Annotated in this window: 21 protein-coding genes; 12 read left to right on the top strand and 9 right to left on the bottom strand. The window is 65.2% G+C overall.

What is annotated here, in order from left to right:
- Positions 1 to 112 precede the first annotated feature (112 nt).
- From ligA to AC1MLZ_RS14285, 7 genes are all read left to right on the top strand, one after another.
- On the top strand, positions 113 to 2,257 hold the full coding sequence (gene ligA / locus AC1MLZ_RS14315) for an NAD-dependent DNA ligase LigA (RefSeq protein WP_480959057.1): 2,145 nt from the start codon (positions 113 to 115) through the stop codon (positions 2,255 to 2,257).
- Positions 2,258 to 2,467: 210 nt separating this feature from the next.
- On the top strand, positions 2,468 to 4,948 hold the full coding sequence (locus AC1MLZ_RS14310) for a TonB-dependent receptor (RefSeq protein ID WP_480959056.1): 2,481 nt from the start codon (positions 2,468 to 2,470) through the stop codon (positions 4,946 to 4,948).
- A 15-nt stretch (positions 4,949 to 4,963) separates the two neighbouring features.
- Positions 4,964 to 5,101 carry a hypothetical protein gene (locus AC1MLZ_RS14305; protein WP_480959055.1) on the top strand — a complete coding sequence of 46 codons (138 nt, stop codon included), beginning with the start codon at positions 4,964 to 4,966 and terminating at the stop codon, positions 5,099 to 5,101.
- 81 nt (positions 5,102 to 5,182) lie between these two features.
- Positions 5,183 to 6,313 carry a sensor histidine kinase gene (locus AC1MLZ_RS14300; protein WP_480959054.1) on the top strand — a complete coding sequence of 377 codons (1,131 nt, stop codon included), beginning with the start codon at positions 5,183 to 5,185 and terminating at the stop codon, positions 6,311 to 6,313.
- Positions 6,310 to 7,107, top strand: a complete 798-nt coding sequence (locus AC1MLZ_RS14295; protein WP_031393111.1) for a LytR/AlgR family response regulator transcription factor — start codon at positions 6,310 to 6,312, stop codon at positions 7,105 to 7,107. The genes AC1MLZ_RS14300 and AC1MLZ_RS14295 overlap by 4 nt, the downstream gene beginning before the upstream one ends.
- Before the next feature lie 157 nt (positions 7,108 to 7,264).
- Positions 7,265 to 8,281 carry a cell wall hydrolase gene (locus AC1MLZ_RS14290; protein ID WP_480959053.1) on the top strand — a complete coding sequence of 339 codons (1,017 nt, stop codon included), beginning with the start codon at positions 7,265 to 7,267 and terminating at the stop codon, positions 8,279 to 8,281.
- Positions 8,282 to 8,618: 337 nt separating this feature from the next.
- The gene (locus tag AC1MLZ_RS14285; RefSeq protein ID WP_480959052.1) at positions 8,619 to 10,487 is read left to right on the top strand and encodes an ABC-F family ATP-binding cassette domain-containing protein; all 1,869 of its coding nucleotides are present in this window, start codon (positions 8,619 to 8,621) and stop codon (positions 10,485 to 10,487) included.
- 122 nt (positions 10,488 to 10,609) lie between these two features.
- Here AC1MLZ_RS14285 and AC1MLZ_RS14280 read toward each other — a convergent pair whose 3' ends face one another.
- Together AC1MLZ_RS14280 and AC1MLZ_RS14275 are read right to left on the bottom strand one after the other, a co-directional pair.
- On the bottom strand, positions 10,610 to 10,930 hold the full coding sequence (locus AC1MLZ_RS14280) for a DUF3297 family protein (protein WP_480954994.1): 321 nt from the start codon (positions 10,928 to 10,930) through the stop codon (positions 10,610 to 10,612).
- Between the two features lie 108 nt (positions 10,931 to 11,038).
- The gene (locus AC1MLZ_RS14275) at positions 11,039 to 11,431 is read right to left on the bottom strand and encodes a hypothetical protein (RefSeq protein ID WP_480959051.1); all 393 of its coding nucleotides are present in this window, start codon (positions 11,429 to 11,431) and stop codon (positions 11,039 to 11,041) included.
- 205 nt (positions 11,432 to 11,636) lie between these two features.
- Between AC1MLZ_RS14275 and AC1MLZ_RS14270 the strand changes: the two genes are divergently transcribed.
- Positions 11,637 to 12,302 carry a L,D-transpeptidase family protein gene (locus AC1MLZ_RS14270; protein ID WP_480959050.1) on the top strand — a complete coding sequence of 222 codons (666 nt, stop codon included), beginning with the start codon at positions 11,637 to 11,639 and terminating at the stop codon, positions 12,300 to 12,302.
- A gap of 426 nt (positions 12,303 to 12,728) precedes the next feature.
- Here AC1MLZ_RS14270 and typA read toward each other — a convergent pair whose 3' ends face one another.
- The 3 genes from typA to AC1MLZ_RS14255 all read right to left on the bottom strand — a co-directional run bounded on the left by typA (position 12,729) and on the right by AC1MLZ_RS14255 (position 17,036).
- A complete protein-coding gene (typA, locus tag AC1MLZ_RS14265; protein WP_480959049.1) occupies positions 12,729 to 14,570 on the bottom strand; it encodes a translational GTPase TypA in 1,842 nt (613 codons plus the stop codon).
- A 90-nt stretch (positions 14,571 to 14,660) separates the two neighbouring features.
- Positions 14,661 to 15,686, bottom strand: a complete 1,026-nt coding sequence (locus AC1MLZ_RS14260) for a DUF2268 domain-containing putative Zn-dependent protease (protein WP_480959048.1) — start codon at positions 15,684 to 15,686, stop codon at positions 14,661 to 14,663.
- Between the two features lie 336 nt (positions 15,687 to 16,022).
- Positions 16,023 to 17,036, bottom strand: coding sequence for a zinc-binding alcohol dehydrogenase family protein (locus tag AC1MLZ_RS14255; protein ID WP_480959047.1), 1,014 nt, complete (start codon positions 17,034 to 17,036; stop codon positions 16,023 to 16,025).
- Positions 17,037 to 17,185: 149 nt separating this feature from the next.
- On the opposite strand from AC1MLZ_RS14255, the gene AC1MLZ_RS14250 reads away from it, so the two are divergent.
- Both AC1MLZ_RS14250 and AC1MLZ_RS14245 read left to right on the top strand, forming a co-directional pair.
- Positions 17,186 to 18,397: a toxic anion resistance protein gene (locus AC1MLZ_RS14250; protein WP_480959046.1), complete on the top strand. Its 1,212-nt coding sequence runs from the start codon at positions 17,186 to 17,188 to the stop codon at positions 18,395 to 18,397.
- A 5-nt stretch (positions 18,398 to 18,402) separates the two neighbouring features.
- The gene (locus tag AC1MLZ_RS14245; RefSeq protein ID WP_480959045.1) at positions 18,403 to 19,110 is read left to right on the top strand and encodes a hypothetical protein; all 708 of its coding nucleotides are present in this window, start codon (positions 18,403 to 18,405) and stop codon (positions 19,108 to 19,110) included.
- A 242-nt stretch (positions 19,111 to 19,352) separates the two neighbouring features.
- On the opposite strand, the gene AC1MLZ_RS14240 is transcribed toward AC1MLZ_RS14245, so the two are convergent.
- A complete protein-coding gene (locus tag AC1MLZ_RS14240; protein ID WP_480959044.1) occupies positions 19,353 to 19,739 on the bottom strand; it encodes a winged helix-turn-helix transcriptional regulator in 387 nt (128 codons plus the stop codon).
- Positions 19,740 to 19,841: 102 nt separating this feature from the next.
- Between AC1MLZ_RS14240 and AC1MLZ_RS14235 the strand changes: the two genes are divergently transcribed.
- On the top strand, positions 19,842 to 20,588 hold the full coding sequence (locus AC1MLZ_RS14235; RefSeq protein ID WP_480959043.1) for an NADPH-dependent F420 reductase: 747 nt from the start codon (positions 19,842 to 19,844) through the stop codon (positions 20,586 to 20,588).
- A 68-nt stretch (positions 20,589 to 20,656) separates the two neighbouring features.
- Here AC1MLZ_RS14235 and AC1MLZ_RS14230 read toward each other — a convergent pair whose 3' ends face one another.
- From AC1MLZ_RS14230 to ubiA, 3 genes are read right to left on the bottom strand one after another with little or no spacing between them, the layout of a single operon-like run.
- On the bottom strand, positions 20,657 to 21,421 hold the full coding sequence (locus AC1MLZ_RS14230) for a 3'(2'),5'-bisphosphate nucleotidase CysQ (RefSeq protein WP_480959042.1): 765 nt from the start codon (positions 21,419 to 21,421) through the stop codon (positions 20,657 to 20,659).
- A gap of 55 nt (positions 21,422 to 21,476) precedes the next feature.
- Positions 21,477 to 22,823, bottom strand: coding sequence for a TldD/PmbA family protein (locus tag AC1MLZ_RS14225; protein WP_480959041.1), 1,347 nt, complete (start codon positions 22,821 to 22,823; stop codon positions 21,477 to 21,479).
- A 9-nt stretch (positions 22,824 to 22,832) separates the two neighbouring features.
- Positions 22,833 to 23,774, bottom strand: coding sequence for a 4-hydroxybenzoate octaprenyltransferase (gene ubiA, locus AC1MLZ_RS14220; RefSeq protein ID WP_480959040.1), 942 nt, complete (start codon positions 23,772 to 23,774; stop codon positions 22,833 to 22,835).
- 82 nt (positions 23,775 to 23,856) lie between these two features.
- Here ubiA and AC1MLZ_RS14215 point away from each other — a divergent pair, with 82 nt between their 5' ends.
- Complete coding sequence (locus tag AC1MLZ_RS14215) at positions 23,857 to 24,012, top strand: hypothetical protein (protein WP_480959039.1); 156 nt, start codon at positions 23,857 to 23,859, stop codon at positions 24,010 to 24,012.
- Positions 24,013 to 24,052 lie beyond the last annotated feature (40 nt).

The raw sequence follows: 24,052 nt of genomic DNA, 5'->3' as shown, positions 1-24,052 counted from the left end.
TCACGGTTCCCGGATGATTGTCTTGGAACCTCAAAGCTTAAGTCGGCCAAATGTTCACTGACCTATACACAAGGTCTTGTCGGAACGCGGCCCCCTCCCCTAACCCGTCGCCATGCCGATTGATCTTCCCGCGACCGAGACCGAAGCCGCCGCCGAACTGGAGGCGCTCGCCGCGCAGATCGCGTATCATAATGCGCGCTATCATACCGACGATGCGCCCGAGATCAGCGACGCCGAGTACGACGCGCTGGTGCGGCGCAATGCGGCGATCGAAGCGGCGTTTCCGGCGGCGGTGCGGAGCGATTCCCCGAGCCGTACCGTGGGGGCGGCACCTGCGGGGCATCTGGCCAAGGTCGCGCATGCGAAGGCTATGATGAGCCTCGACAATGCGTTCGCGGACGAGGAGGTCGAGGAGTTCGTCGCGCGCGTGCGCCGGTTCCTGAAGCTGGCGGAGGACGAGCCGGTGGCGCTGACCGCGGAGCCGAAGATCGACGGGCTGTCGTGTTCGCTGCGATATGAGGACGGGCGGCTGGTGCAGGCGTTGACGCGGGGCGATGGGCAGGTCGGCGAAGACGTCACCGCCAACGTCCGAACCATCAGCGATATTCCCGAAACCTTGTTCTCCCGCCAAGAACAATCGGCAGGAGTGCCCGCAGTTTTCGAGGTCCGGGGCGAGGTCTACATGGCGAAGGACGACTTCGCCGCATTGAACGCGCGCCTGCTCGCCGAGGCCGAAGAAACCGGCAAGGACGCGCGACAGTTCGCCAACCCGCGCAACGCCGCCGCCGGGTCGCTGCGCCAGAAGGACGCGAGCGTCACCGCGAGCCGAACGCTCCGGTTCCTCGCGCATGGCTGGGGCGAGGCCAGCGTCGTGCCGGGCGAGACCCAGGCGGAGGTCGTGGATACCCTGCGCGGCTGGGGCTTTCCGATCGCCGAAGGGTTCGCGCGGGTCGAGGGGACGGCGGCGGCGCTCGACGTGTATCGGCGGATCGAAGCCGAGCGCGCCGACCTGCCGTTCGACATCGACGGCGTCGTCTACAAGGTCGATCGGCTCGACTGGCAGGGCCGGCTCGGCCAGGTCGCCAAGGCGCCACGCTGGGCGATCGCGCACAAATTCCCCGCCGAGCGCGCGCAGACGGTGCTGGAAAAGATCGACATCCAGGTCGGGCGAACCGGTGCGATGACTCCGGTCGCGCGGCTCTCGCCGGTCACGGTAGGCGGCGTCGTCGTGACCAACGCGACGCTGCACAATGCCGACGAGATCGAGCGACTCGGCGTGCGACCGGGCGACCGCGTGCTGGTCCAGCGCGCCGGCGACGTGATCCCGCAGATCGTCGAGAATTTGACGCCAGACGCCGAGCGCGACGCATACGTCTTCCCGCATACCTGCCCTGAATGCGGGTCCGCCGCCGAGCGCGAGGAAGGCGAAGTCGTCTATCGCTGCACCGGCGGGCTGATCTGCCCGGCGCAGCGCGTCGAACGGCTGATTCACTTCGCCTCGCGCCATGCGTTCGACATCGGCGGGCTCGGCCAGACGCTGATCGAGGCGTTCTTCCGCGACGGCCTGATCGAGTCGCCCGCCGACATCTTCCGCCTCACCGAGGAGCAGCTCGCCGCGCGGAAAAAGGACGGGCGCGTCTGGGCGGCGAAGGTCATCGCGGCGATCGAGACCAAGCGGACGATCCCGCTCGACCGCTTCCTGTTCTCGCTCGGCATCCGCCACGTCGGCGAGATTACCGCGCGTGACCTCGCGCGACGCTATGTGTCGGCAAAGGCGCTGGGTACGGTGTTACGCCACGCGGTATTCCTGCGCAGCCGGATCGAGCCGGTGATCGGCGAACCAGAACGCAAATTCGTCCTCCGCCGCGACAAGCTTCTGGTCGGCGCGATCGAGACCGCCGGGATCGGTCCGGAAGTCGCGAGCGCACTCGTCGGCTTCTGTGCCGAGCCGCACAATCGCCGAGTCGTGTTCGACCTGCTGCGCGAAGTAAAACCCGCCGACGTCATCCACGAAACCCGCGAATCGCCGGTAACCGGGCAGATCCTGGTCTTTACCGGCAGTCTGGAGACGCTCAGCCGCGACGAAGCCAAAGCACAAGCCGAAGCGCTCGGCGCACGCGTCGCGGCATCGGTGTCGAGCAAGACCGGCCTCGTGATCGCTGGTCCCGGCGCGGGGGCCAAGCTCAAAAAGGCCACAGATCTCGGTATCCGCGTCATCACCGAAGCCGAATGGGCCGAGATCGTCGCCGCCAGCTAGGCACGCTCACGCCCGTCGCCGGCGTTGGTTCCAGCCCACCGGAAACGGTTCGATTGCGTGGCTTTTTTGCAACGCACCATCACCGAGTGACTCTGTGACAATTCGCGACTCGCCAATGTAACATAACCGAAATATCCGGCGTGCAGGGGCACGGATGTGCGGTGGACAGCCGACATCCAGAGCTACGGGCTCTAAGGGGACATTATTCAGATGCGTACCATGCTTGCTTGCGGCGTTGCATTCGCCGCGCTCATGCTTCCAGCCGCGGCCTTCGCTCAGTCGACCGGCTCACAGTCGTTCGACGAATCCAGCGAGATCGTCGTCAGCGGCAAAAAGGATAGGGCTGTCGGCGGCGTCGAGATTCCCGACTCGCCGAAGCCCAAGGTCGTCATCACCAGCGAACTGATCCAGCGCCAGCGCCCTGGCCAGTCGGTCAACGAGATTATCAACCTCGTCCCCGGTGTCAGTTTCACGAACAACGATCCATGGGGTTCGTCAGGCGGTTCGTTCACGATCCGTGGTTTCGATTCGTCGCGCATCTCGCAGACGTTCGACGGCATCCCGCTGAACGATTCTGGCAACTACGCCATCTATACGAATCAGCAGGTCGACCCCGAACTGATTGCCAACGTCAACGTCAACCTAGGCGCGACCGACGTCGACAGCCCGACCGCCTCGGCAGTCGGTGGCACCGTCAACATCAATACGCTGAACCCCAGCGACGTGCTGAGCGGCATGGTAGTCGCCAGCTATGGCAACATCGTTGCCGACGGCGCCGGCGACCGCCCCTACACGCGCATTTTCGGCCTGATCCAGACCGGCGACATAACCGGCCACGGCACCAAGGCCTGGTTCGCCGCATCGAACGCGCACAACGAAGCAGCGTTCGCGAACTACGGCGTCGTCCAGAAGTCGCAGTACAACGCCAAGATCCGCCAGGACATCGGCAGCAACGGCGACTTCATCTCGCTGGCAGGCAACTACAACGTCAACCGCAACAACTTCGGCGGTTCGCCGCTGAACGCCGCTTCGTTCGGTACCGACAAGTCGGTGCGGTTCTACGACATTCCCGGCGGCATTCCCTGCAACGTCAGCTTGAACGGCACGCCGAACACGTGCGGCACGTCGTTCGAGCGTCGGTACAATCCGTCGAACAACGGCAATGCGCGCATCAATTCGCGCTACACGCTGGCCGAAGGTCTGACCCTGTCGCTCGACGGCGCGTATCAGTATGTGAAGGCAAACGGCGGCGGCACCGTGTCGGCCCGCGAAAGCGCATTCACGCAGAACGGCCAGAGCTTCACCGGCTATTTCCCGTCGGCGATCGGCAACACCAGCGCACCGATCCCGTACTATAATGCGGATCTCAACGGTGACGGCATCATCAGCCCCACCGGCCGGGTGACCGTCCTGCAGCCAAGCCAGACGCAGACCAATCGCTATACTGGCGTTGCCAACCTTGCGTACGACCTGGATCCTAACAACCGTGTCCGCCTGTCGTATACGTATGACCGCGCCCGCCATCGCCAGACCGGTGAAACCGGTGCGCTGGATATTGGCGGCGAGCCGTCCGACGTGTTCCCCGTCAACAATCCGCTGACCGATGGCGCCGGCAACGTCGTGCAAAAGCGTGACCGCAAGTCGTTCGCGACCCTGAACAAGGTCGCTGCCGAGTATCGCGGGCAGTTCATCGACGAGAAGCTGACGCTGCTGCTTGGCGTGAGCGCACCGTTCTACAAGCGCGATCTCAACCAGTATTGCTACACGACGTCGCTCAGCGGCAACGTTAACTGCGTCGCCGGCGGCAACGCGGCTGCCTTCCAGGCTGCCAATCCGTACACGACGACGACAACCGGTGCACCGCGGGGTGCGGCACCACCGCAGTCGCGGACGTATAAGTACGACAAGATCCTGCCGAACGTCGGCGCAACGTTCCGCCTCACCCCGGCTGTCAGCGTCGCGGCTAGCTTTGCCCAGAACCTCTCGGTTCCCGGCACGGACACGCTGTACAACTCGCTGTACGTTCCTGCGACCAACTCTGCAGCCAAGCCGCAGCCCGAAACGTCGAACAGCTACGATCTGAGCCTGCGCTACCAGCGCAGCATCGTCCAGGCAGCGCTGACCGGTTGGTACTCGACCTACAAGAACCGCATCGTATCGGCTTATGATCTCGACTGCGATTGCTCGGTCGACACCAATCTGGGCGAAGTGAAGAAGTATGGCTTCGATGCCAGCGTGTCGGTTCGTCCGGTTCCGCAGGTTCTGGCGTATGTCTTCGGTTCGTACATCAAGTCGGAAATCCAGGACAACGTCGCCACCGGGGCAGCGACGTTCGCCGCCACCGCGGGTAACTACGAGCGCGCGGCACCGAACTGGCTCGCCGGCGGACGTCTTCAGGGCACCATCGGCGATCTCGATCTTGGCGCACAGGTCAAGTACACGGGTCGTCGCTTCCTGAACGATATCAACACGGTGAAGTTTGGCGGCTACACGGTCGTCGACCTCGACATCCGTTACTCGCTGGCAAGCGCAGGGCTCGCGAAGACGTACTTGCAGCTCAACGTCAGCAACCTGTTCGACGAGTTCTATGTTGGTTCGTTCAGCGGCAGCCTGGCGCAAGCCGGCACCGGCGCGTTCGTGAACTTCGGTTCGCCGCGTGCGATCAGCGGATCGCTCATCGTCGGCTTCTGAGCCTTCGACATCGTGATGAGAAAGATCGCCGTCCCGGAAACGGGGCGGCGATTTTTTATTGTCGGCGCCACCGGAAGCGATGCCCGCTTCGTCACTGCGGACAGGCCGCAGGCGTTACGCCGTGGCCGGATGATCCGCCGCTACGAACTTTGACCGTCGGCATTGCGCCAGCGTAGGGCTGCGCGCGCCAAGTTTTGCGTGGTCTAGTTTCGCCGTGTAAGAGCGCAGGCCATAATGGCTACCTCCCCCGCCCCGCCCCCCGGCCAGACCCGGCGCCTGCCCTTCACTGCGCGGCCGTTCTTCGAGAATAAATCGCGGGCGTTCTGGATCCTCCAGGCGGTCGGGTGGAGCGGGTATCTGCTGCTGCGCGGTGTGGTGTCGATCTCGAACGGGCTGTCGCTCGACGGGGTGATCCCGGTGATCGTCGAGGCGATCGTCGGCTATTGCATCACGCTGCTGCTCTCGACGATGTACGGCCAGTACCGGGGAATGAACCGGCTGGTCGGCATGTTCCTGACGATCGCGACGCTCGCGGCCGCGACCTTCCTGTATGCGGTGCTCGACGCGTTCACCTTCTCGTTCATCGCGACCGCCACGCCGGGGGTGACCCTCACGCGGCTGCTGGGGTCGGTATACGTCACGTTCACGGTGCTGTTCGGCTGGTCGGCGCTGTATTTCGGGATCAACTTCTACCTGATCGTCGAGCAGCAGATCGACCAGATGGAGCATCTCGAGAACCAGGCGTCATCGGCGCAGCTGGCGATGCTGCGCTATCAGCTCAACCCACACTTTCTGTTCAACACGCTGAACTCGATCTCGACGCTGGTGCTGCTCAAGCAGACCGAGCGGGCGAACGCAATGCTCAGCCGGCTGTCGTCGTTCCTGCGCTACACGCTGGCGAACGAGCCGACCGCGCACGTCACCGTCGCGCAGGAAGTGGACCAGCTGAAGCTGTATCTGGAGATCGAGAAGATGCGCTTCGAGGATCGGATGCGGCCGAAGTTCGACATCGATCCGCGCGCCGAACGCGCCCGGCTGCCATCGCTACTGCTCCAACCGCTCGTCGAAAACGCGATCAAATACGCCGTCACGCCGCAGGAAGAAGGCGCCGAAATCTGCGTCGAAGTGCGCCTTGCCGGGGAACGGGTGCAGATCGCCGTATCCGATACCGGTCCGGGCTTGATCGAAGGCAGGATCGGTTCAAGCCATTCGACAGGCGTGGGGCTCGCTAATATTAGAGACAGGTTGGCTCAGGCATATGGGCCCGACCACCGTTTCGAAACCCGCTCCACGCCCGCTGGCGGCTTCTCGGTCGAGATCGAGATTCCGTATCAGCTTGAAGACGTGAACAGAGAGGCCGCATGACCATCCGTACCATTCTCGTCGACGACGAGCCGCTGGCGATCCAGGGGCTGGAACTCCGACTCCAGGCCCATGAAGACGTCGAGATCATCGAAAAATGCTCGAACGGCCGCGAGGCCATCCGCGCGATCAAGACGCACAAGCCCGACCTCGTCTTCCTCGACATCCAGATGCCGGGGTTCGACGGGTTCTCCGTCGTGCAGGGCCTGATGGAGGTCGAGCCGCCGCTGTTCGTGTTCGTCACCGCCTATTCAGACCATGCCTTGCGTGCGTTCGAGGCGCAGGCGGTCGATTACCTGATGAAGCCGGTCGAGGAATCGCGGCTCGCCGACACGATCGAGCGGGTTCGGCAGCGGTTGAGCGAGAAGCGCGGGGTCGAGGAGGTCGATCGGTTGCGCGAAGTGCTCGCCGATGTCGCGCCCGATGCGGCGGCGGACATGCCGGATGGGGATGCCGTGTCGGCGAACCGGTTCGAGAAGCTCATCAACATCAAGGATCGCGGGCAGATCTTCCGCGTCGATGTCGACACGATCGAGCGGATCGATGCGGCCGGCGATTACATGTGCATCTATACCGGCGATAACACGCTGATCCTGCGCGAGACGATGAAGGATCTGGAGAAGCGATTGGATCCGCGCCGGTTCCAGCGGGTGCATCGGTCGACGATCGTGAACCTGGATCTGGTGAAGCAGGTCAAGCCGCATACGAACGGCGAATGCTTCCTGGTGCTGAATTCCGGGGCAAGCGTGAAGGTTTCGCGGTCATATCGCGATGTGGTGGCGCGCTTCGTTCACTGAAGCTCAACCGTCATCCCAGCGAAAGCTGGGATCTCCCGGTAATAGGATCCGTCCTTGCCGATCGAGGTCCCGACTTTCGTCGGGATGGCGGGGGTGCGCTCCTTTAGCGGGCGCACCCATTAACCAGTCCCTAAACCCCACGTCCTAGAGCGGGGGGATGAAGACGTCGGGTTACGGCCTTTATCGCCACGCGCTGATCAGCCTGCCCGCGTTGGTGATGGCGACGTCGTGCGTGCCGGTGGATCGGCCGTCGGCGATCGCTCGGGTCCAGCCGGAACGGAACTCGCGCGCGCTGCTGAGCCGGATGGCGCTGCATGTGCCGGATGACATCTCGGCGAAGATCGTGACTGCCGCGCCCGATACGGCGTTTGCGACTGCGGCGCCGTTCGTTGCGCCGCCATTCCTCACGTCGAACTCGGTCGATGACGCGAGCCGTGCGGCCGAGTGCCTGACCGCGGCGGTGTATTACGAGGCGCGGTCGCAGTCGGAGGATGGGCAGCGAGCGGTGGCGCAGGTCGTGTTGAACCGGGTGCGCGACCGGGCTTTCCCGAACAGCGTTTGCGGGGTCGTGTATCAGGGAGCCGAGCGGCGGACCGGGTGCCAGTTCAGCTTTACGTGCGACGGCTCGATGAACCGTGCGCGCGAGCCGGGGGCTTGGGATCGCGCGCGTGCGGTTGCGGCGGCGGCGCTTGGGGGGAGCGTGTACGCGCCGGTCGGGGCAGCGACGTCGTTTCATACGACGAGCATCCTGCCGTGGTGGGCTTCCAGCCTTGCACGGATCACGACGGTTGGGGCGCATGTGTTCTATCGCTGGCAGGGGGCGCTCGAGCGGGCACTGACGTTTCGGCAGGCCTATGCAGGGGTTGAGCCTGGGGTTCGGAATGCTGGCTTTTCTGGTGGCAGTAGCGTTACCCCGGTGGCGGCGCAGGTTGCTGGCGTTTCGGTGCATTATGGCAATCGGGACGTCGTTGCGGACTCGGGCGCGGAGCCGGTCGATGCGCCGCACGGGGTGACGGTGCACCGCGGGGTGCCGCGCTCTGGTTCGGCCATAGCGGGTGCGGCGATCGTGCAGACGCGGTTGGTTTCGGGGGTGCGGGTTCACGTGGGCGGGCGAGCGTCTGCGATGCTTGGCGGCGGCGAAGGCTCTGACGCGATCGTCTCGGACGAAACCTAAACCCCACACACCACCACCCCGGCGAAGGCCGGGGCCCAGTTGGGCAACGTTGCTAACTGCGGACCGTGCTTCGTTACGACCACCTTTCCAACTGGGCCCCGGCCTTCGCCGGGGTGGTGGAATTGCGGGGTGGTCGTGGTTCTGAAGAAGCCTTTTCCCGTTCCCCCGCGGAAGCGGGGGTCCAGGATCTCGGGCGGACGCGTTTGTGATCCTGGGCCCCCGCCTCCGCGGGGGAACAAGGTCGGTTCGTTCGTCCGATACCTTCGCAGAGCAACCCGAAGCACGCCCCGCTTCCCCAACCCTCGCAAAACCATGCTGCATCTGCTAACGGCACGCCATGCTGAATCTGAACAATATCACGGTGCGCCTGGGCGGACGCGTTATCCTCGATGGCGCCACGGCTGCGTTGCCGCCTGGCTCGCGCGTCGGGCTGATCGGGCGCAACGGCGCGGGCAAATCGACGATGGTGCGTGTGATCGCAGGGCAGCTCGAGCCCGACGACGGTTCCGCCGACATGCCCAAGGGCGCGCGGATCGGCTACCTCGCGCAGGAAGCCCCGCACGGCGTGAAGACCCCGTTCGAGACCGTCCTCGAAGCCGATCTGGAGCGCGCGGCGCTGATGATCGAGAGCGAGACGAGCGAAGATCCCGACCGACTCGGCGACGTGTACGAGCGGCTGATCGCGATCGACGCCTATACCGCGCCCGCACGCGCCGCGCAGATTTTGCTCGGGCTCGGGTTCGACGAGGACATGCAGGCGCGGACGCTCGACAGCTTTTCGGGTGGCTGGAAGATGCGCGTAGCGCTTGCCGCCCTGCTGTTCTCGCAGCCGGACCTGCTGCTGCTCGACGAGCCTTCGAACCATCTCGATCTCGAAGCCGTGATGTGGCTGGAGGACTTCCTCAAGGGCTACAAGGCGACGATCGTGGTGGTCAGCCACGAGCGCGATTTCCTCAACAACGTGGTCGATCACATCCTGCATCTGCAGGGCGGCAAGATCACGCTGTACCCCGGCGGCTACGACGCGTTCGAGCGCCAGCGCGCGGAGCGACTCGCGCAGATCGAGGCGGCGCGCGCGAACCAGAACGTGCAGCGCGAGAAGCTCCAGGAATATATCGCCAAGAATTCCGCGCGGGCTTCCACGGCAAAGCAGGCGCAGTCGCGGCAGAAGATGCTGTCGAAGATGCAGCCGATCGCCGAGAGTTTCAACGATCCGACGCTGTCGTTCGGCTTCCCCAACCCGACCGAGCTGCGCCCGCCGTTGATCACGCTCGACATGGCGTCCGTTGGCTATGCCGACGTGCCGATCCTGAAGCGGCTCAACATGCGGCTCGATCCCGACGACCGGGTCGCGCTGCTCGGTCGCAACGGCAACGGCAAGACCACGCTCGCGCGGCTGCTGGCGGCGCAGTTGACGCCGATGGACGGCGAGATGTCGTCGTCGGGCAAGATGAAGGTCGGGTATTTCACCCAGTATCAGGTCGAGGAACTCGATCCGACCGATTCGCCGATGGAGCATATGTCGCACCTGATGAAGGGCGCGACGCCGGCCGCCGTGCGCGCGCAATTGGGGCGCTTCGGCTTTTCCGGCGACAAGGCGACGACCAAGGTCGGCAAGCTGTCGGGCGGCGAGCGTGCGCGTCTGGCGCTGGCGTTGATCACGCGCGATGCGCCGCATCTGCTGATCCTTGATGAGCCGACCAACCATCTTGACGTCGATGCGCGCGAGGCTCTGGTGCAGGCGCTCAATGCGTACACCGGGGCTGTCGTGCTGGTCAGCCATGATCGGCATATGCTGGAGCTGACCGCGGATCGGCTGGTGCTGGTCGATGATGGGACGGCGAAGGAATTCGACGGCAGCCTTGATGATTACATCGCGTTCGTCCTGAAGGGCGACAGCGGCAAGGGCGATGCGGCGTCGAAGGCCGACAAGAAGGCGGGCAAGAAGGCTGCGGCCGATGCGAAGAGCAATGATGCGGCTTTGCGGAAGGCGCTGCGCGAGATCGAGGAGCAGACCGCGAAGTTCACCAAGGAGCGTAATGCGCTCGACCGCGCGATGGTGGATCCGGCGAATGCGGAGCCCCGGTTCTCGCGGATGTCGATGGGCGATCTCAGCAAGCGTCGCGCCGAGGTGAACGGGAAGCTGGAGGCCAGCGAGGCGAAGTGGCTGGAGGCTAGCGAGGCGTTGGAGGGGGTGGAGGCTTAACCTGCACCCCGTCATCCTGACGAAAGTCAGGATCCAGAGTTGCAGACGGTGGCGCCCGTAACTCTAGATCCTGGGTCGAGCCCAGGATGACGAGGTAAGTGTCAGGGTAGATGCACGTGGGCTCAGCCCTCGTCGGTGTCCGCGCCCGCTGCCGGCCGCTCGAACCAGGCCTCGACCGGGCCGACCAGCTTCAGCGTCAGAGGATTGCCGTTGCGGTCGACCTTCTTGCCGAGCGCGACTCGGATCCAGCCTTCCGAGATGCAATATTCCTCGACGTCGTGGCGCACCTTGTCCTTGAAGCGGATGCCGATGCCGCGTTCGAGCAGCTCCTGCTGGAAGAACGGGCTGCGCTGGTTGATCGAAAGGCGATCGGGGGGCGTGTCGCCGGTTGCGGCCGGGGTGGCGGCGGCTTCGGTCTCGGGGGTGTTGGGCGTGTCGGTCATGGTCGCGCGTCTAGCGGCAAGCGCCTGCCCCACGCCAGAAAAAAGGCACCTGATGCAAAAGAGGCGCCGGGATTGCTCCCGACGCCTCCATGCGATCGTCAAACCAGGTCAGCTGCAGACCTGCACCGATACCCGGTCGCCATAATAGGGATCGACGCGCCACTCGTTCCAGCACCGCGGACGATAATCCTCGCGGTAGTAGGTGCGAACCGGCGGGTTGTAATAGGCCACCGGCGGCGGCGCGTAATAGCCGCCATTGTTATAGCCGCGGTCGTAATAGCGGTTGCGATTGTTGCTGCTCGCGATCGCCGCGCCGACGCCTAAGCCCAGGATACCACCGAGCACGGCTGCACCAGCCGCATTACCGCCGCCACGATGACCGTGCCAACCGCGCCCATAGCCGCCCCGACCCCAACGCTGTGCATCAGCCGGTACCGCGGCTGTCAGCGCAGTTGCGGCCAGGGCCACACCCAACCCAGCCTTCTTCAAAAATCCGTTCATCATCCGAACTCCGTTACTAGTTACGCCCGGTCCGCCTGGGACAAACGCATAAGTGTCCGACCGTGTTTCAGGCTTTGGACGATTCGGCCTGAACCAGTGCGGAACGGGCCGTTAACCCCCGGTATACCTGTGTGGTCCCGCGCCGGGACGTCCGATCACGGCGCACGTCTGGGCTTCGTTCACGAATATGGGATAGGGTGACGCCATGCGCAAAACCATGACGATGCGAGCGATCGCCTTTGCCGTGCTCGGCGGGAGTGCGGTGTTGATCGGTGGGCTGGCCCTCTCGGGGTCGCCGGTGAAGGTGCGGGCGGTCGAGGCGCCTGCTCGGGTGGCTCAGGTCGCTGCACCGGTTGCGAAGGTGGCGCCGAAGCCCGTAGCGGTCGCCGCCGAGGAACCGGTCGATGCGTATGTCGTGAAGCGGGTGCTGAACGTTCCCGAGCCACTGCGGCACGGGGCCTATTACTGGGATACGGAGGGCGTGCCCGACGGGCCGATCGTGATCACCGTCGATCTGGTCGCGCAAACCTTGTCGATCTTTCGTGCCGGGTACGAGATCGGGACGGCGGCGGTGATCTATGGCGCGGACGAGAAGCCGACACCGCTCGGCGTGTTCACGATCACGCAGAAGGACGCGCATCACGTGTCGAACCTGTACGGCGCGCCGATGCCGTACATGCTGCGGCTGACCAATGACGGGATTTCGATCCATGGCAGCGCGCTGATGAACGGGAAATACGCGACGCATGGCTGCGTCGGGGTGCCGACCGCGTTTGCGAAGCTGATCTTTGGGCAGGTGAAGCTCGGGGATCGTGTGATCGTGACGAGTGGCGAGATGTTGCAGCGAGGCGGGCGGATTACGGCTGCTTGAGTGCGCGGTTTCCGAGTTTGAGGTACCCTGCCCTCACCTTGCCCCCGCCTTCGGCGTCTCTTCCTCTCCCGGTGGGAGCGGATTTTCGAACGCCTCATATCCTAGAAGCAGGCACCTCCCCGGCGAAGGCCGGGGTCCAATTGGGGGAACGTCGCTAACGAAGGGCAGCGCCGCGTTACTGCGACCTTTGCAACTGGACCCCGGCCTCCGCCGGGGAGGTGCATCGGTTTGGGTCCTGACTGTTCCCGTTGCAGCCGGCTTGGAGATGCAGCCTTCGGGCTTTCGCGCGCAAACAAAAAGGCCGGAGGTTTCCCTCCGGCCCTTCTTCATTCCGACCCAGCGCGACACGGCAAAGCCGCGTCGTCGGACCTCGCTTTAGCGAGGCCGGCCGAGCTCGTAAGCTTGGCCGGCCTCACCATGCCGAGCTTACGAGCTCTGCTTGGAGCGACTAGCGCGCTTGCGGTCGTTCGCATCCAGGTAGCGCTTGCGCAGCCGGATCGACTTCGGCGTCACTTCGACCATCTCGTCGTCGTCGACATAGGCGATCGCCTGCTCGAGCGTCATCTTCTTCGGCGGCGTCAGGCGAACGGCATCGTCCTTGCCGCTCACGCGGAAGTTGGTCAGCGCCTTGGTCTTCATCGGATTGACTTCCAAGTCATCCGGCTTGGCGTTCTCGCCGACGATCATGCCCTCGTACAGCGTCTCGCCGTGGCCGACGAACAGGATGCCGCGCTCCTCGAGCGGACCCAGCGCATAGGTATTGGCTTCGCCCGCACCGTTGGAGATCAGCACGCCGTTCTTGCGGCCTTCGATGTTGCCCTTGAACGAGTCATACTTCTCGAACAGCCGGTTCATGATGCCGGTGCCGCGCGTGTCCGACAGGAACTCGCCGTGATAGCCGATCATCCCACGCGAAGGGGCCGAGAAGGTGATGCGCGTCTTGCCACCGACCGATGGCCGCATGTCGGTCATTTCGGCCTTACGGATGTTCATCTTCTCGACGACGGTGCCCGAATGCTCCTCGTCGACGTCGATGATGACGGTCTCGTACGGCTCGGTCTTCTTGCCGTTCTCGTCTTCGCCAAACAGCACGCGCGGACGCGAGATGCCCAGCTCGAAGCCCTCGCGGCGCATCGTCTCGATCAGCACGCCGAGCTGAAGCTCGCCGCGGCCGGCGACTTCGAAGCTGTCCTTGTCGGCCGCTTCGGTCACCTTCACGGCGACGTTCGATTCGGCTTCGCGGAACAGCCGCTCGCGGATCATCCGGCTGGTCACCTTGGTGCCCTCGCGGCCCGCCATCGGCGAATCGTTCACGGCAAAACGCATCGACAGCGTGGGGGGATCGATCGGCTGCGCGTGCAGCGGCTCGGTCACCGTGATGTCGGCGATCGTGTCGGCAACCGTGGCGACCGAAAGACCTGCGAGCGAGATGATGTCGCCAGCCTTGGCTTCGTCGACCGGAACGCGCTCGAGCCCGCGGAACGACATGATCTTGGACGCGCGACCGGTCTCGATGATCTTGCCGTCGTTATCGAGCGCGTGGATCGGCTGGTTGGTCTTGACCGTGCCCGAGTTCACGCGGCCGGTGAGGATGCGGCCGAGGAACGGATCGCGATCGAGCAGCGTCACGAGGAAGGTGAACGGCACGCCGGCCACTTCCACGGCTGGCGGCGCGACATGCTTCACGATCGTCTCGAACATCGGGATCAGCGTGCCTTCGCGCGCGTCCATGTCGGTCGAGGCATAGCCGTTGCGGCCCGATGCGTAGAGCACGGGGAAATCGAGCTGCTCGTCGTTCGCGTCGAGCGACACGAACAGGTCGAACACTTCGTCGAGCACTTCCTGGATGCGCGCGTCGTTACGGTCGACCTTGTTGACGACGACGATCGGCTTCAGGCCGAGCGCGAGCGCCTTGCCGGTGACGAACTTGGTCTGCGGCATCGCGCCTTCCGACGAATCGACCAGCAGGACGACGCCGTCGACCATCGACAGGATGCGCTCGACTTCGCCGCCGAAATCGGCGTGGCCGGGCGTGTCGACGATGTTGATGCGGATGCTCTCGGTCTCGCCGGGAGGAGTCCAGTCGACCGAAGTCGGCTTGGCGAGAATGGTGATCCCGCGCTCCTTTTCGAGGTCGTTCGAATCCATTGCGCGCTCTTCGATGCGCTGGTTGTCGCGGAAGGTGCCGGACTGGCGGAAGAGCTGGTCGACCAGCGTCGTCTTGCCGTGATCGACGTGGGCAATGATCGCCACGTTGCGGAGGCTCATGAATGTATTCTCTTGATCGAGGAACGGGGTTGGCGCGCGCCATAGCGTAATTGTTGCGCCGCGGGAAGATGCAGCGGCATTTCGTCGCCTTTAGAGGGAACCTCCGCGGCGCTTGTATGTTCCGGCGGCGAGAATGGCCCGAGGATCGCGGACCGCCAGCATCGCCCTCAGCGCGGCGCGTTTATCGGGTGCCGCGGCGTAGTAACGCTGCCAGATCCGCAGGCCCATCCAATAACCGAGTTCGGGCGGCCAGCCGGCGGGCGGCGTGGAGTAGTTGCCGATCCATCGGGCATAGGCCTTGGCCTGGGGCGAGCCTTCTTCCGGGTCGTCCTTGTCGGTGAGGCTGCGGGTGAGTGCGATGTCCGCCTGCATCTGGCGCCACAGTTCGGCCTCGCGCGGGGTGGCCCAGGCGGCGCGTGCGGCGTCCGGCTCCTCGCCGGTGACGAGTTGCGCGATGAAATCGGCGGCACCCTCGACCAGGATCGCAGTGAGCAGCGGGTCGCGGGCGAGCGTCATCCCGGCGTCCTGCTGGAACGAATGCACCGTCTCGTGCGCGAAGAAATGCCGCAGCGTCTGGCGGAGTTTCTCGGGCGTCGGCGACATGCGGCACAGGACTTCCAGCCCGAGCACCTGCGCGCCGGGCTTGGCCGTGCCGCCAGATGTGTTCGCGCCGAAGACTATATAGACTTGCGGGAGTTTCACGTCGGGCAGCGCGCCGTGGAGGCCGAGATAGATCGCGCGGAGATCGGCGGTCGCGGCCTTCGCGGCGGGGAGGCACGTCTTGATCGCCTGTGCGTAGCGGGTCGGGTTGGCGGCGATGGCGCGCGCGAGGGTGTCTGCGTCGACGATCCGGCCGGGGGTGAACACGCCGATCCCGAAACTGCCCTTGCCGAGATAGTCGCGTTTCAGTTGCGCGGCGGTAGGCTTGCCCTTCGTCCTGGCGAACAGCGCGGCGAAGCGGTCGGCGTCCTCAGTGTGGATCGTCGCGGTGAGCGGGTCGGCTGGCGGGGAACGATTCGTGGCTGCCGCGGGGAGGAGAGCGAGCGCGAGGATCAGCGGGCGGAGCATGGTGTAGAGTATCGCGTGTTCGCCGGGGCGCCAGAGGGGATATCGCAATCCTCCCCCGCCAGGGGGAGGTGTCGCCGAAGGTGACGGAGGGGGAGGACACGGAGCCGGCGTGGTCGCTTGCCTCCCCCTCCGTCAGGCGAGAGCCTGCCACCTCCCCCTTGCGGGGGAGGATCGTGAGGTGGGCGGTGATCGGAAAGCCCACTTACTCTCCACCCCGGCGAAGGCCGGGACCCACGCCCCCGTCCATACCCTCCACTCCGTCACCCCGGACCTGTTCCGGGGTCCACCGTTCCGCACGCTCGCCACCATCGGTTGCGCGGATCGGTGGATGCCGGAACGAGGCTCTCCTGAGCGAAGCCGAAGGGCCCGGCATGACGGGGTGCCTCAGAACCCCTCGAGCACGATCTTCCCCTTCGCCGTATGGCTCTCGATCCGCTCGTGCGCCCGCCGCAGGTTCGCCGCGTCGATCCGCCCGAAATTCTCCGCCAGCGTCGTCCGGATAGTCCCCGCATCCACCAGCCGCGCGACCTCGTCGAGCAACACCCCCTGCTCGCCCATGTCCGCAGTCTGGAACAGCGAGCGCGTGTACATCAGCTCCCAGTGCACCGAGATCGACTTCTGCTTGAGCGGCACGATATCGAGCGTCGTCGGATCGTCGATCAGCGCCAACCGACCCTGCGGCGCCAGCAATTCCCCGATCTCGGCGATGTGCTCGTCGGTATGCGTCGTCGAGAACACGAACCCCGGCGCGCCGAGCCCGAGCGCCTCGACCTGCGCGGCGAGCGGCTTGCGGTGGTCGATCACGTGATGCGCGCCAAGCTCCTCGACCCAGCCGCGCGTCTCGTCGCGCGAGGCAGTGGCGATCACGGTCAGGTCGGTGAGCTGCCGCGCCAACTGGATCGTGATCGAGCCGACCCCGCCTGCCCCGCCGATGATCAGGATCGCGTTCGCAGCGCCAGGGACGGGCTTGCGCACGTCGAGCCGGTCGAACAGCGTCTCCCATGCGGTGACCGAGGTCAGCGGCAACGCCGCCGCCTGCGCCCAGTCGAGCGACTGCGGCTTGTGGCCGACGATGCGCTCGTCGACGAGGTGATACTCCGAATTGGTACCGGGCCGGTCGATCGCGCCCGCGTAGAACACGTCATCACCGACCGCGAAGCCGGTCACATCCGGGCCGATTGCGACGACGGTGCCGGCGGCGTCCCAGCCCAGCACCTGCGGCTTGCCGTCGGGATCTTCGCGACGCTGACGGATCTTGGTGTCGACGGGGTTGACCGATACCGCCTTCACTTCGACCAGCAGGTCGCGGCCGGTCGCCTCGGGCTTGGGGAGGTCTAGATCGACCAGCGACTGCGGATCGTCGATCGGGAGCGACTTGGTGTAGCCAACTGCGCGCATACTGGAACTCCTGTGATGTGATTGCCAAGCTGTCGACGGACCTGCCCAGTTTCAAGGTAAGGTTGGCAACCGGGGTGTATTATCTATATACGCCACTTGAACGCCGGGCGTGTTGCAGCCACCATGCCCTATCGAACGGAGACACGTGTATGGCGACGACCCCGGAAACGCTGACGAACGAACCGAGCCTGGTGCTGACCCCGCCCGATCCGGTGCCGACCGTCGCCGCTGCTAAAGCGTCGGGGCTGGTCCCGGTCGATGCCGGCGTGAAGTCGCAGCTGGAGGAGCGCGTGTCGGGGTTCGTCACCGATCTCGTTGCGCAGGACGTCAATTCGCCCGAATTCGGCAAGCGCGTCGACGCGATCACCGCGATGGGCGCGAAGGAAATCCGCGAGGCCGCCGGCCAGTCGAACCGCTTCCTCGATCGCCCGGTCAAGGCGATGGATCAGGAGACCGGCGTCGGCAAGGATCTGGCCGAGCTGCGCCGCGTCGTCGAGGATCTCGATCCCGGCAAGAAGGGCAATCTGACCGCGCCGCAGAAGCTGTTCGGGATCATCCCGTTCGGTGGCAAGATGCGCAATTATTTCGACGGCTATAAATCGTCGCAGACGCACATCGCGCAAATCCTGAAGAGCCTCGGCTCGGGCAAGGACGAGCTGCTGATGGACAATGCCGCGATCGATACCGAGCGCGCGAACCTGTGGGCGGCGATGGGCCGGCTGGAGCAGATGATCCATCTGTCGAAGACGATGGACGCCAAGCTCGAGGACGTCGCCAACGACCTCGACCACAGCGATCCCGCCAAGGCGAAGGCGATCCGCGAGACCGCGCTGTTCTACACGCGCCAACGGACGCAGGATCTGCTGACGCAGATGGCGGTGACCGTGCAGGGCTATCTCGCGCTCGATCTGGTCAAGAAGAACAATGTCGAGCTGGTGAAGGGCGTCGATCGCGCCTCGACCACGACCGTCTCGGCGCTGCGGACCGCGGTGACGGTGGCACAGGCGCTGACCAACCAGAAGCTGGTGCTCGAACAGATCACCGCGCTCAACACGACGACCGCGAACATCATCGATTCAACCGGCAAGCTGCTTAAATCGCAGACCGCGCAGATCCATGAGCAGGCCGCATCGGCGACGATCCCGCTGGAGACGCTGCAACGCGCGTTCCAGAACATCTACGACACGATGGACGCGATCGACGTGTTCAAGCTGAAAGCACTCGATTCGATGAAGGTCACGGTCGGCGCGCTGTCGAACGAAGTCGACAAGTCGCGCGGCTATATCGCGCGCGCTGAAGGCGCGACGCAGGGCCAACTCGGCGGACCTTCCGCCAGCCCGTTCAAGCTGGAGGCGATGTAACCGCCGTGAGCGAAGTCGACGACGCCATCGCCAGCGCCCGCGCCTCCTGGTCGCGCATTTCCGACGACCGGACGGGCACCGTCATCGCGCGCGCACCGTCGCGGGGGCGGGCGCGGCAGACACAGGCGATCGGCAAGCGACTGACCCGGATTGCAGTCGCCGATGTCTCGATCCTGATCGCGGCAATGGTGATCGGCTGGATCCTGCCGCTCGGGATCGGCGGCGCGATGCTGGTAATGGCGCTGCTGGTCGCCGCCACGGTGCTGTTCGCGGTGTGGCCGGCGGAGCGCGCGCCTACCCCTGAACGGCTGGCGGCAGTCGACATCCGCGCGCTCCCCGCACAGACCGAACGCTGGCTGGAGGCGCAACGCCCCGCCTTGCCTGCGCCGGCGATGACGCTGGTCGACCGGATCGGCCTGCGTCTCGAAACGCTGACGCCGCAGTTGGCAACGCTCGACGCGAACACGCAGGAAGCGGTCGACGTGCGGAAGCTGATCGGCGAACAACTCCCCGCCTTCGTCAAGGATTACGAGAAGGTCCCGCCCTCGCTCCGCACCACCCCGCGCAACGGCCGCACGCCCGATGCCGAACTCGTCGACGGCCTGAAGCTGATCGAACAGGAAATCGGCGAAATGACCGCACGCTTGGCGCAAAGCGACCTCGACAACCTGTCGACGCGGGGGCGCTTCCTGGAGATGAAGTACAAGGACTGAAAGTGAAGCGCACCCGCCTCAGCGTCTGCCGCCGGAAGGCGCGCTTCGTCTCGGAATCCGACGCGTTGACCGTAGCGCAGACCGGGCGCGTACCGCTCAGGACGTATCGCTGCGACCGGTGCCTGCACTTCCACCTGACCAGCCGGACGAAAGGCAAGCGCGTTTTCTCAGGGCATCGGTAGGCATCGCCCAAAGTTGGCCGTTCAGGGCATCCGCTCCCGCGTCCTAAAACGATCATTCGTTCATTTAGGTAACGGCTCACACCCGATCCTGTCGAGAACCGCTCGTCGCATGAACGTCCAGTCGATCAGGCTTTCAATAGACGGGCCGAGGGCTAGCCCCATGTCGCCGAGCGCATATTCAACCCGCGGTGGAACTTGCGGATAGATCGTTCGGGTGACGATCCCGTCCTTTTCCAACTCTTTAAGTTGCTGAATGAGCATCTTCTGGTTGACGCCCTCAACCCGGCGTTCGAGCTCCGAGAAGCGAAGCGGCTGCTTGGCCGCGAAAAGCTGGAAGATGATAACGATCTTCCACTTTCCTTCGAGTACGCGCAGCGCTTCGCTCGTAGCAGCCGCCCATACGAGTTGCTGCTTCGGATCCTCACATTGCCAGTCACGAACCGTCACGCACTTACCTTCTGGTGATATACCCACCTTTTGGTGGGTTCTTGTCGATACCAAGGTGTACCCATAATTTGGGGGGCGAGGCAACAATCCAGAGAGCGACATATGAAAATCGGCATTTTGGGAACGGGCAACATCGGGAAGACCCTGGTCACGCGATTGAGCGAGGCCGGGCACGTTGTGAAAGTCGCCAATTCACGAGGCCCTGAAACTATCGACAAAGAGCTTTTGTCGGCGGGCGCTCGTGCCGTCACGACTGAAGAGGCGTTCGTCGATGTTGAAGCGGTTATCCTTTCGATCCCGCTCAACCGGATCCCCGGTGTCGCTACACTGGTCGCCTACCTTCCTGAAGAAACGGTCGTTATCGACACCTCGAACTACTACCCGTTCCGGGACGAGAAGATCGATGCCATCGAAAGCGGACAGGCAGAGAGCCTTTGGGTCGCCGAGCAGCTTGGACGGCCGATCGCCAAGGCCTGGAATGCCATTGGGTCAGCCTCCCTCGCCCACAAGGCGAAGCCCGCAGGGGCACCGGACCGCATCGCTATACCCGTTGCCGCGGATCGCGGGCACGATCTTGAGGTCGCCATGTCGCTGATCGACGATACTGGGTTGGATGCCTATAACGCCGGCACGCTGGCGGACTCTTGGCGCCAGCAGCCGGGTGCGCCTGTTTATTGCACCGATCTTACTCTCAGCGAGATCGATGCCGCTCTGAATGCCGCAGAGCGCGATCGGCTACCGAAGCGGCGCGACCTCGGTGTTGCCGTGATGCAGGAGCGGTTGGGTGACGGTACAACCAATCCCGACGAGGATTGGGGCGTCCGGCTTGTCCGCGCCATCAACATGTAATTTCCGGAGCTATACCGCCGGTCGGCGCCTAGAAGCGGACCGGCAGCTTTCCTTCCCCATGATCGCCGTCACCCCAGCACGGTGCGCGCGCGGTTAGCCAACCGCTCGACCGCCGCCGCGTGAATACCCGGAGTGCACGCCAGCACCCCAAACGCCTGCGGCCGCGGCTTGTTGAACACCAGCGGCGCCCCCAGCGCATCGCTCACCGTCGCTCCCGCTTCGCTCGCGACCAGCACGGCCGCGGCGATGTCCCATTCGTTACCCCAGCGGAGCGTGGCGACGAGGTCGGCTTCGTCGGCGGCGACCATGGCTATGCGGAGCGCGATCGAGTTGGGCTTGTGGACCATGACAAGGTCGCGGTCGGCTTTGGGGAGGGCGTCGACGGGGGTGCGGCTTCCGGCAAAGTCGGTTCGGTTGCCGGTCTGGAGCGCCACGCCGTTGCGGGTCGCGCCCTGGCCTACGACGGCGCGCCAGTGCTCGTCGCGCGTGGGGGCATCGAGGATGCCGATCACCGGGCGGCCGCGATCGACCAGCGCGACCGACACGCACCAGCCTGGCCTCGCGCGGATATAGTCGCGCGTACCGTCGATCGGGTCGACCACCCAAAGCAGGTCATGCGCGAGGCGGTCAGCGTTGTCGGCGGTCTCTTCGGACAGCCATCCCGCCTCAGGGAGCAAGGTCGACAGCCGCGCCTTGAGCATCCGGTCGATGGCGATGTCGAGTTCGCAGACCGGGCTGCCAGGGGTCTTCTCCCAGCGCTGGAAATCGGTGTCGAAGCGGTCGTGCGCCATCGCGCCGGCCTCCGATGCGATACCCGCGACGGCGTCGGCCATCGCGCGCAGCCATTCGGGTGAGCGCTCCGGGGATCGCCTAGAACTGGAAAACCGGTCAGCCACTCGCCACCGTCATCCCCTCCACGCGCAGGGTCGGCACGTTGACGCCGTAGCGGAACTCGAGGTCGTTGGCGGGCGTCATCGCGAGGAACATGTCCTTCACGTTGCCGGCGATGGTGAACTCGGCGACCGGCGTGGTGATCTGGCCGTTCTCGATGCGGAAGCCGGCGGCGCCGCGGCTGTAATCGCCGGTCACGCCGTTTGCGCCCCCGCCCATCAGCTCGGTGACGTAGACGCCTGATTCGATATCGGCGATCAGCGTTTCGAGCGGGACGTGGCCCGGTTCCATGAACACGTTGCTGGTCGATACGCCCGGCCCGCCGCCGACACCGCGCGCTGCGTGACCAGTGGGTTCGAGGCCGAGTTGTCGCGCAGACGCCGAGTCGAGCAGCCAGCGTTCGAGCATGCCGTCCTCGATGATCTCGCTCGGCGACACCGGCAGGCCCTCGCCGTCGAACGGGCGCGAACGCAGCCCGTGCGGGCGGTGCGGATCGTCGCGGATGGTGATGCCGTGCGCGAAAACCTGGCTGCCGAGCGAGTCGAGCAGGAAGCTGGTTTTCCGCGTGATCGCCTGGCCGGAGATCGCGCCGAGCATGTGGCCGACCAGCGATCCGCCAACGCGGCGGTCGTAGACGATCGTGGTGGGCCCGCTGACGAGACGGCCGGGGTTGAGTCGTGCGACGGCCTGCTCGCCGGCGCGACGGCCGATCGCGTCTGGCGCTTCGAGATGCGCGCGGAGGCGGGCGCTGCTGTGCGCGTAGTCTCGCTGCATGGCGCCGCCTTCGCCGGCGAGCACGCTGGCCGAGACGCCGTAGCCGGTCGCGGCATAGGCGCCGGCAAAACCGTGGCTGGTGGCGAGCGCCCAGACGCTGCGCGACGCGCTCGCGCCACCGCCTTCGCTGTTCGAGACGCCGGGGACCGCGCGGGCCGCGTCTTCCGCTTCGAGCGCGGCATCGCGGAGTTGCTCGGGGCTGGCCTCGCCGCCGTCGTCGAGGCCAAGCATCGGGATGAGGCCGTGGAGGAGGCGGTCGGCGGGGGCTAGGCCGGCCCAGGGATCTTCGGGGACTTCACGCGCCATCGCGACCGCGCGTTCGACCAGCGCATCCATCGCGGCGGTCGACAGGTCGGAGGTCGAGACGCTGGCGGAACGCTGGCCGACGAACACGCGCAGGCCCAGGTCCTCGCTTTCGGAACGGCCGATATCCTCGAGCTTGCCGAGGCGGATCGACACGTCGAGCGCGGCGTCGGCGGCGAAGACCGCGTCGGCGGCGTCGGCGCCTGCCGCCCTCGCGCGCTGGACGATGTCGTGGGCGCGGTCGCGGGCTTGGTCTGAGGTCAGCATAGCAGCGACTTAAGGATGCAGGCTGGTCCCGACAACCGCGCAGGCGAGGAACATGAGCAGTCCGGCGAAACGGTTCGACCGGAAACGGGCAAGTGCGGCGGTGCCTGCGCCCTCCTGCGTGTCGGGTTTGAGCGTTACGACCTGCCACGCGAAGTGAAACGCGACGGGTACGAGCGCTGCGATAGCGATCGGGTCGGGACGGACCTGCCAGAATGCCGCGGCCCACAGAACGACGGCCGCGACGTAGAAACCACCCACGCCAGCCTTTACGTGCGCGCCCATGCGGAGTGCCGACGAGCGGATGCCGATCATCGCATCGTCCTCGCGGTCCTGCAGCGCATAAATCGTGTCGTAGCCGATCACCCAAGCGATCGAGCCGGCGTAAAGCAGCCACATCGGCGCATCGAGTACGCCTGCGGTGTCGCTCCAGCCGACCAGCAGCGCCCAGGAAAAGACGATGCCGAGCCACGCCTGCGGCCACCAGGTGATGCGCTTCATGAAGGGATAGGCGGCTACCGGCGCCAGACTGGCGAGCGCGACGATCGCCGCGAACGGTGTGAGTTGCAGCAGCACGACGAGCCCGATCAGGCAGAGCGCGACGAGCCAGATCCAGGCGAGCTTGATCGACACGAGCCCGCTCGGGATAGGCCGGGCGCGGGTACGGGCGACCTGTGCGTCGAGATCGCGGTCGACGATGTCGTTGAACACGCACCCCGCCCCGCGCATTGCGATGCTGCCGAGCAGGAGCCAGAGGATCAGGTCCCAGCGCGCGACCGCGCCGCCGGCGAGCGCGACGCCCCAGGCGCCGGGCCAGAACAGCAGCCACCAGCCGATCGGCCGATCAAGGCGGGCAAGGAGAGCCAAGCCGCGTAGGGTTGGCGGAAGGCGACCGACCAGACCCTTGTGTTCGCTGTCGGGGACGATGTCCGCAGGGCTCGGCTGACTCTTCATGAGGCAGGCGTAGGAAGACGGGGTTTGGCGCGCAAGCCTTTGCCGGGTACCGATGGGGCGTGACGCGTTTCGAGCCTCTTGCATGATCGGCCTTTCGGTCGCGGTCGGCCGCTTCGTCGAGGCGTTGTTCTGGGGGATCTTCCGGGTCGCCGGCGCCGTTGCGGGCGCGCTGATCCTTGCGGTCGTTGTTGCGGTAATAGCGTGGATCGTGGTGCGAAGGATCTGGGCGCGACGCTGATCGGCCTCGTGCTTTCATAATCTACGGCACTTCTCTCACC

The sequence above is a fragment of the Sphingomonas sp. PEI4 genome (genome assembly GCF_056679955.1).
Note: the sequence above shows the minus strand (reverse complement) of the source record. Positions and strands in the feature narration are given on the sequence as shown.

Excerpts from the sequence above, each read along its gene's own strand:
- AC1MLZ_RS14305 (WP_480959055.1), top strand. The coding sequence starts at position 4,964 with ATGAGAAAGATCGCCGTCCCGGAAACGGGGCGGCGATTTTTTATTGTC.
- AC1MLZ_RS14290 (WP_480959053.1), top strand. The coding sequence starts at position 7,265 with ATGAAGACGTCGGGTTACGGCCTTTATCGCCACGCGCTGATCAGCCTG.
- ligA (WP_480959057.1), top strand. The coding sequence starts at position 113 with ATGCCGATTGATCTTCCCGCGACCGAGACCGAAGCCGCCGCCGAACTG.
- AC1MLZ_RS14275 (WP_480959051.1), bottom strand. The coding sequence starts at position 11,431 with ATGAACGGATTTTTGAAGAAGGCTGGGTTGGGTGTGGCCCTGGCCGCA.
- AC1MLZ_RS14230 (WP_480959042.1), bottom strand. The coding sequence starts at position 21,421 with ATGGCCGACGCCGTCGCGGGTATCGCATCGGAGGCCGGCGCGATGGCG.
- AC1MLZ_RS14300 (WP_480959054.1), top strand. The coding sequence starts at position 5,183 with ATGGCTACCTCCCCCGCCCCGCCCCCCGGCCAGACCCGGCGCCTGCCC.
- AC1MLZ_RS14225 (WP_480959041.1), bottom strand. The coding sequence starts at position 22,823 with ATGCTGACCTCAGACCAAGCCCGCGACCGCGCCCACGACATCGTCCAG.
- AC1MLZ_RS14285 (WP_480959052.1), top strand. The coding sequence starts at position 8,619 with ATGCTGAATCTGAACAATATCACGGTGCGCCTGGGCGGACGCGTTATC.
- AC1MLZ_RS14310 (WP_480959056.1), top strand. The coding sequence starts at position 2,468 with ATGCGTACCATGCTTGCTTGCGGCGTTGCATTCGCCGCGCTCATGCTT.
- ubiA (WP_480959040.1), bottom strand. The coding sequence starts at position 23,774 with ATGAAGAGTCAGCCGAGCCCTGCGGACATCGTCCCCGACAGCGAACAC.
- AC1MLZ_RS14250 (WP_480959046.1), top strand. The coding sequence starts at position 17,186 with ATGGCGACGACCCCGGAAACGCTGACGAACGAACCGAGCCTGGTGCTG.
- AC1MLZ_RS14295 (WP_031393111.1), top strand. The coding sequence starts at position 6,310 with ATGACCATCCGTACCATTCTCGTCGACGACGAGCCGCTGGCGATCCAG.
- AC1MLZ_RS14215 (WP_480959039.1), top strand. The coding sequence starts at position 23,857 with ATGATCGGCCTTTCGGTCGCGGTCGGCCGCTTCGTCGAGGCGTTGTTC.
- AC1MLZ_RS14270 (WP_480959050.1), top strand. The coding sequence starts at position 11,637 with ATGCGCAAAACCATGACGATGCGAGCGATCGCCTTTGCCGTGCTCGGC.
- AC1MLZ_RS14255 (WP_480959047.1), bottom strand. The coding sequence starts at position 17,036 with ATGCGCGCAGTTGGCTACACCAAGTCGCTCCCGATCGACGATCCGCAG.
- AC1MLZ_RS14235 (WP_480959043.1), top strand. The coding sequence starts at position 19,842 with ATGAAAATCGGCATTTTGGGAACGGGCAACATCGGGAAGACCCTGGTC.
- typA (WP_480959049.1), bottom strand. The coding sequence starts at position 14,570 with ATGAGCCTCCGCAACGTGGCGATCATTGCCCACGTCGATCACGGCAAG.
- AC1MLZ_RS14280 (WP_480954994.1), bottom strand. The coding sequence starts at position 10,930 with ATGACCGACACGCCCAACACCCCCGAGACCGAAGCCGCCGCCACCCCG.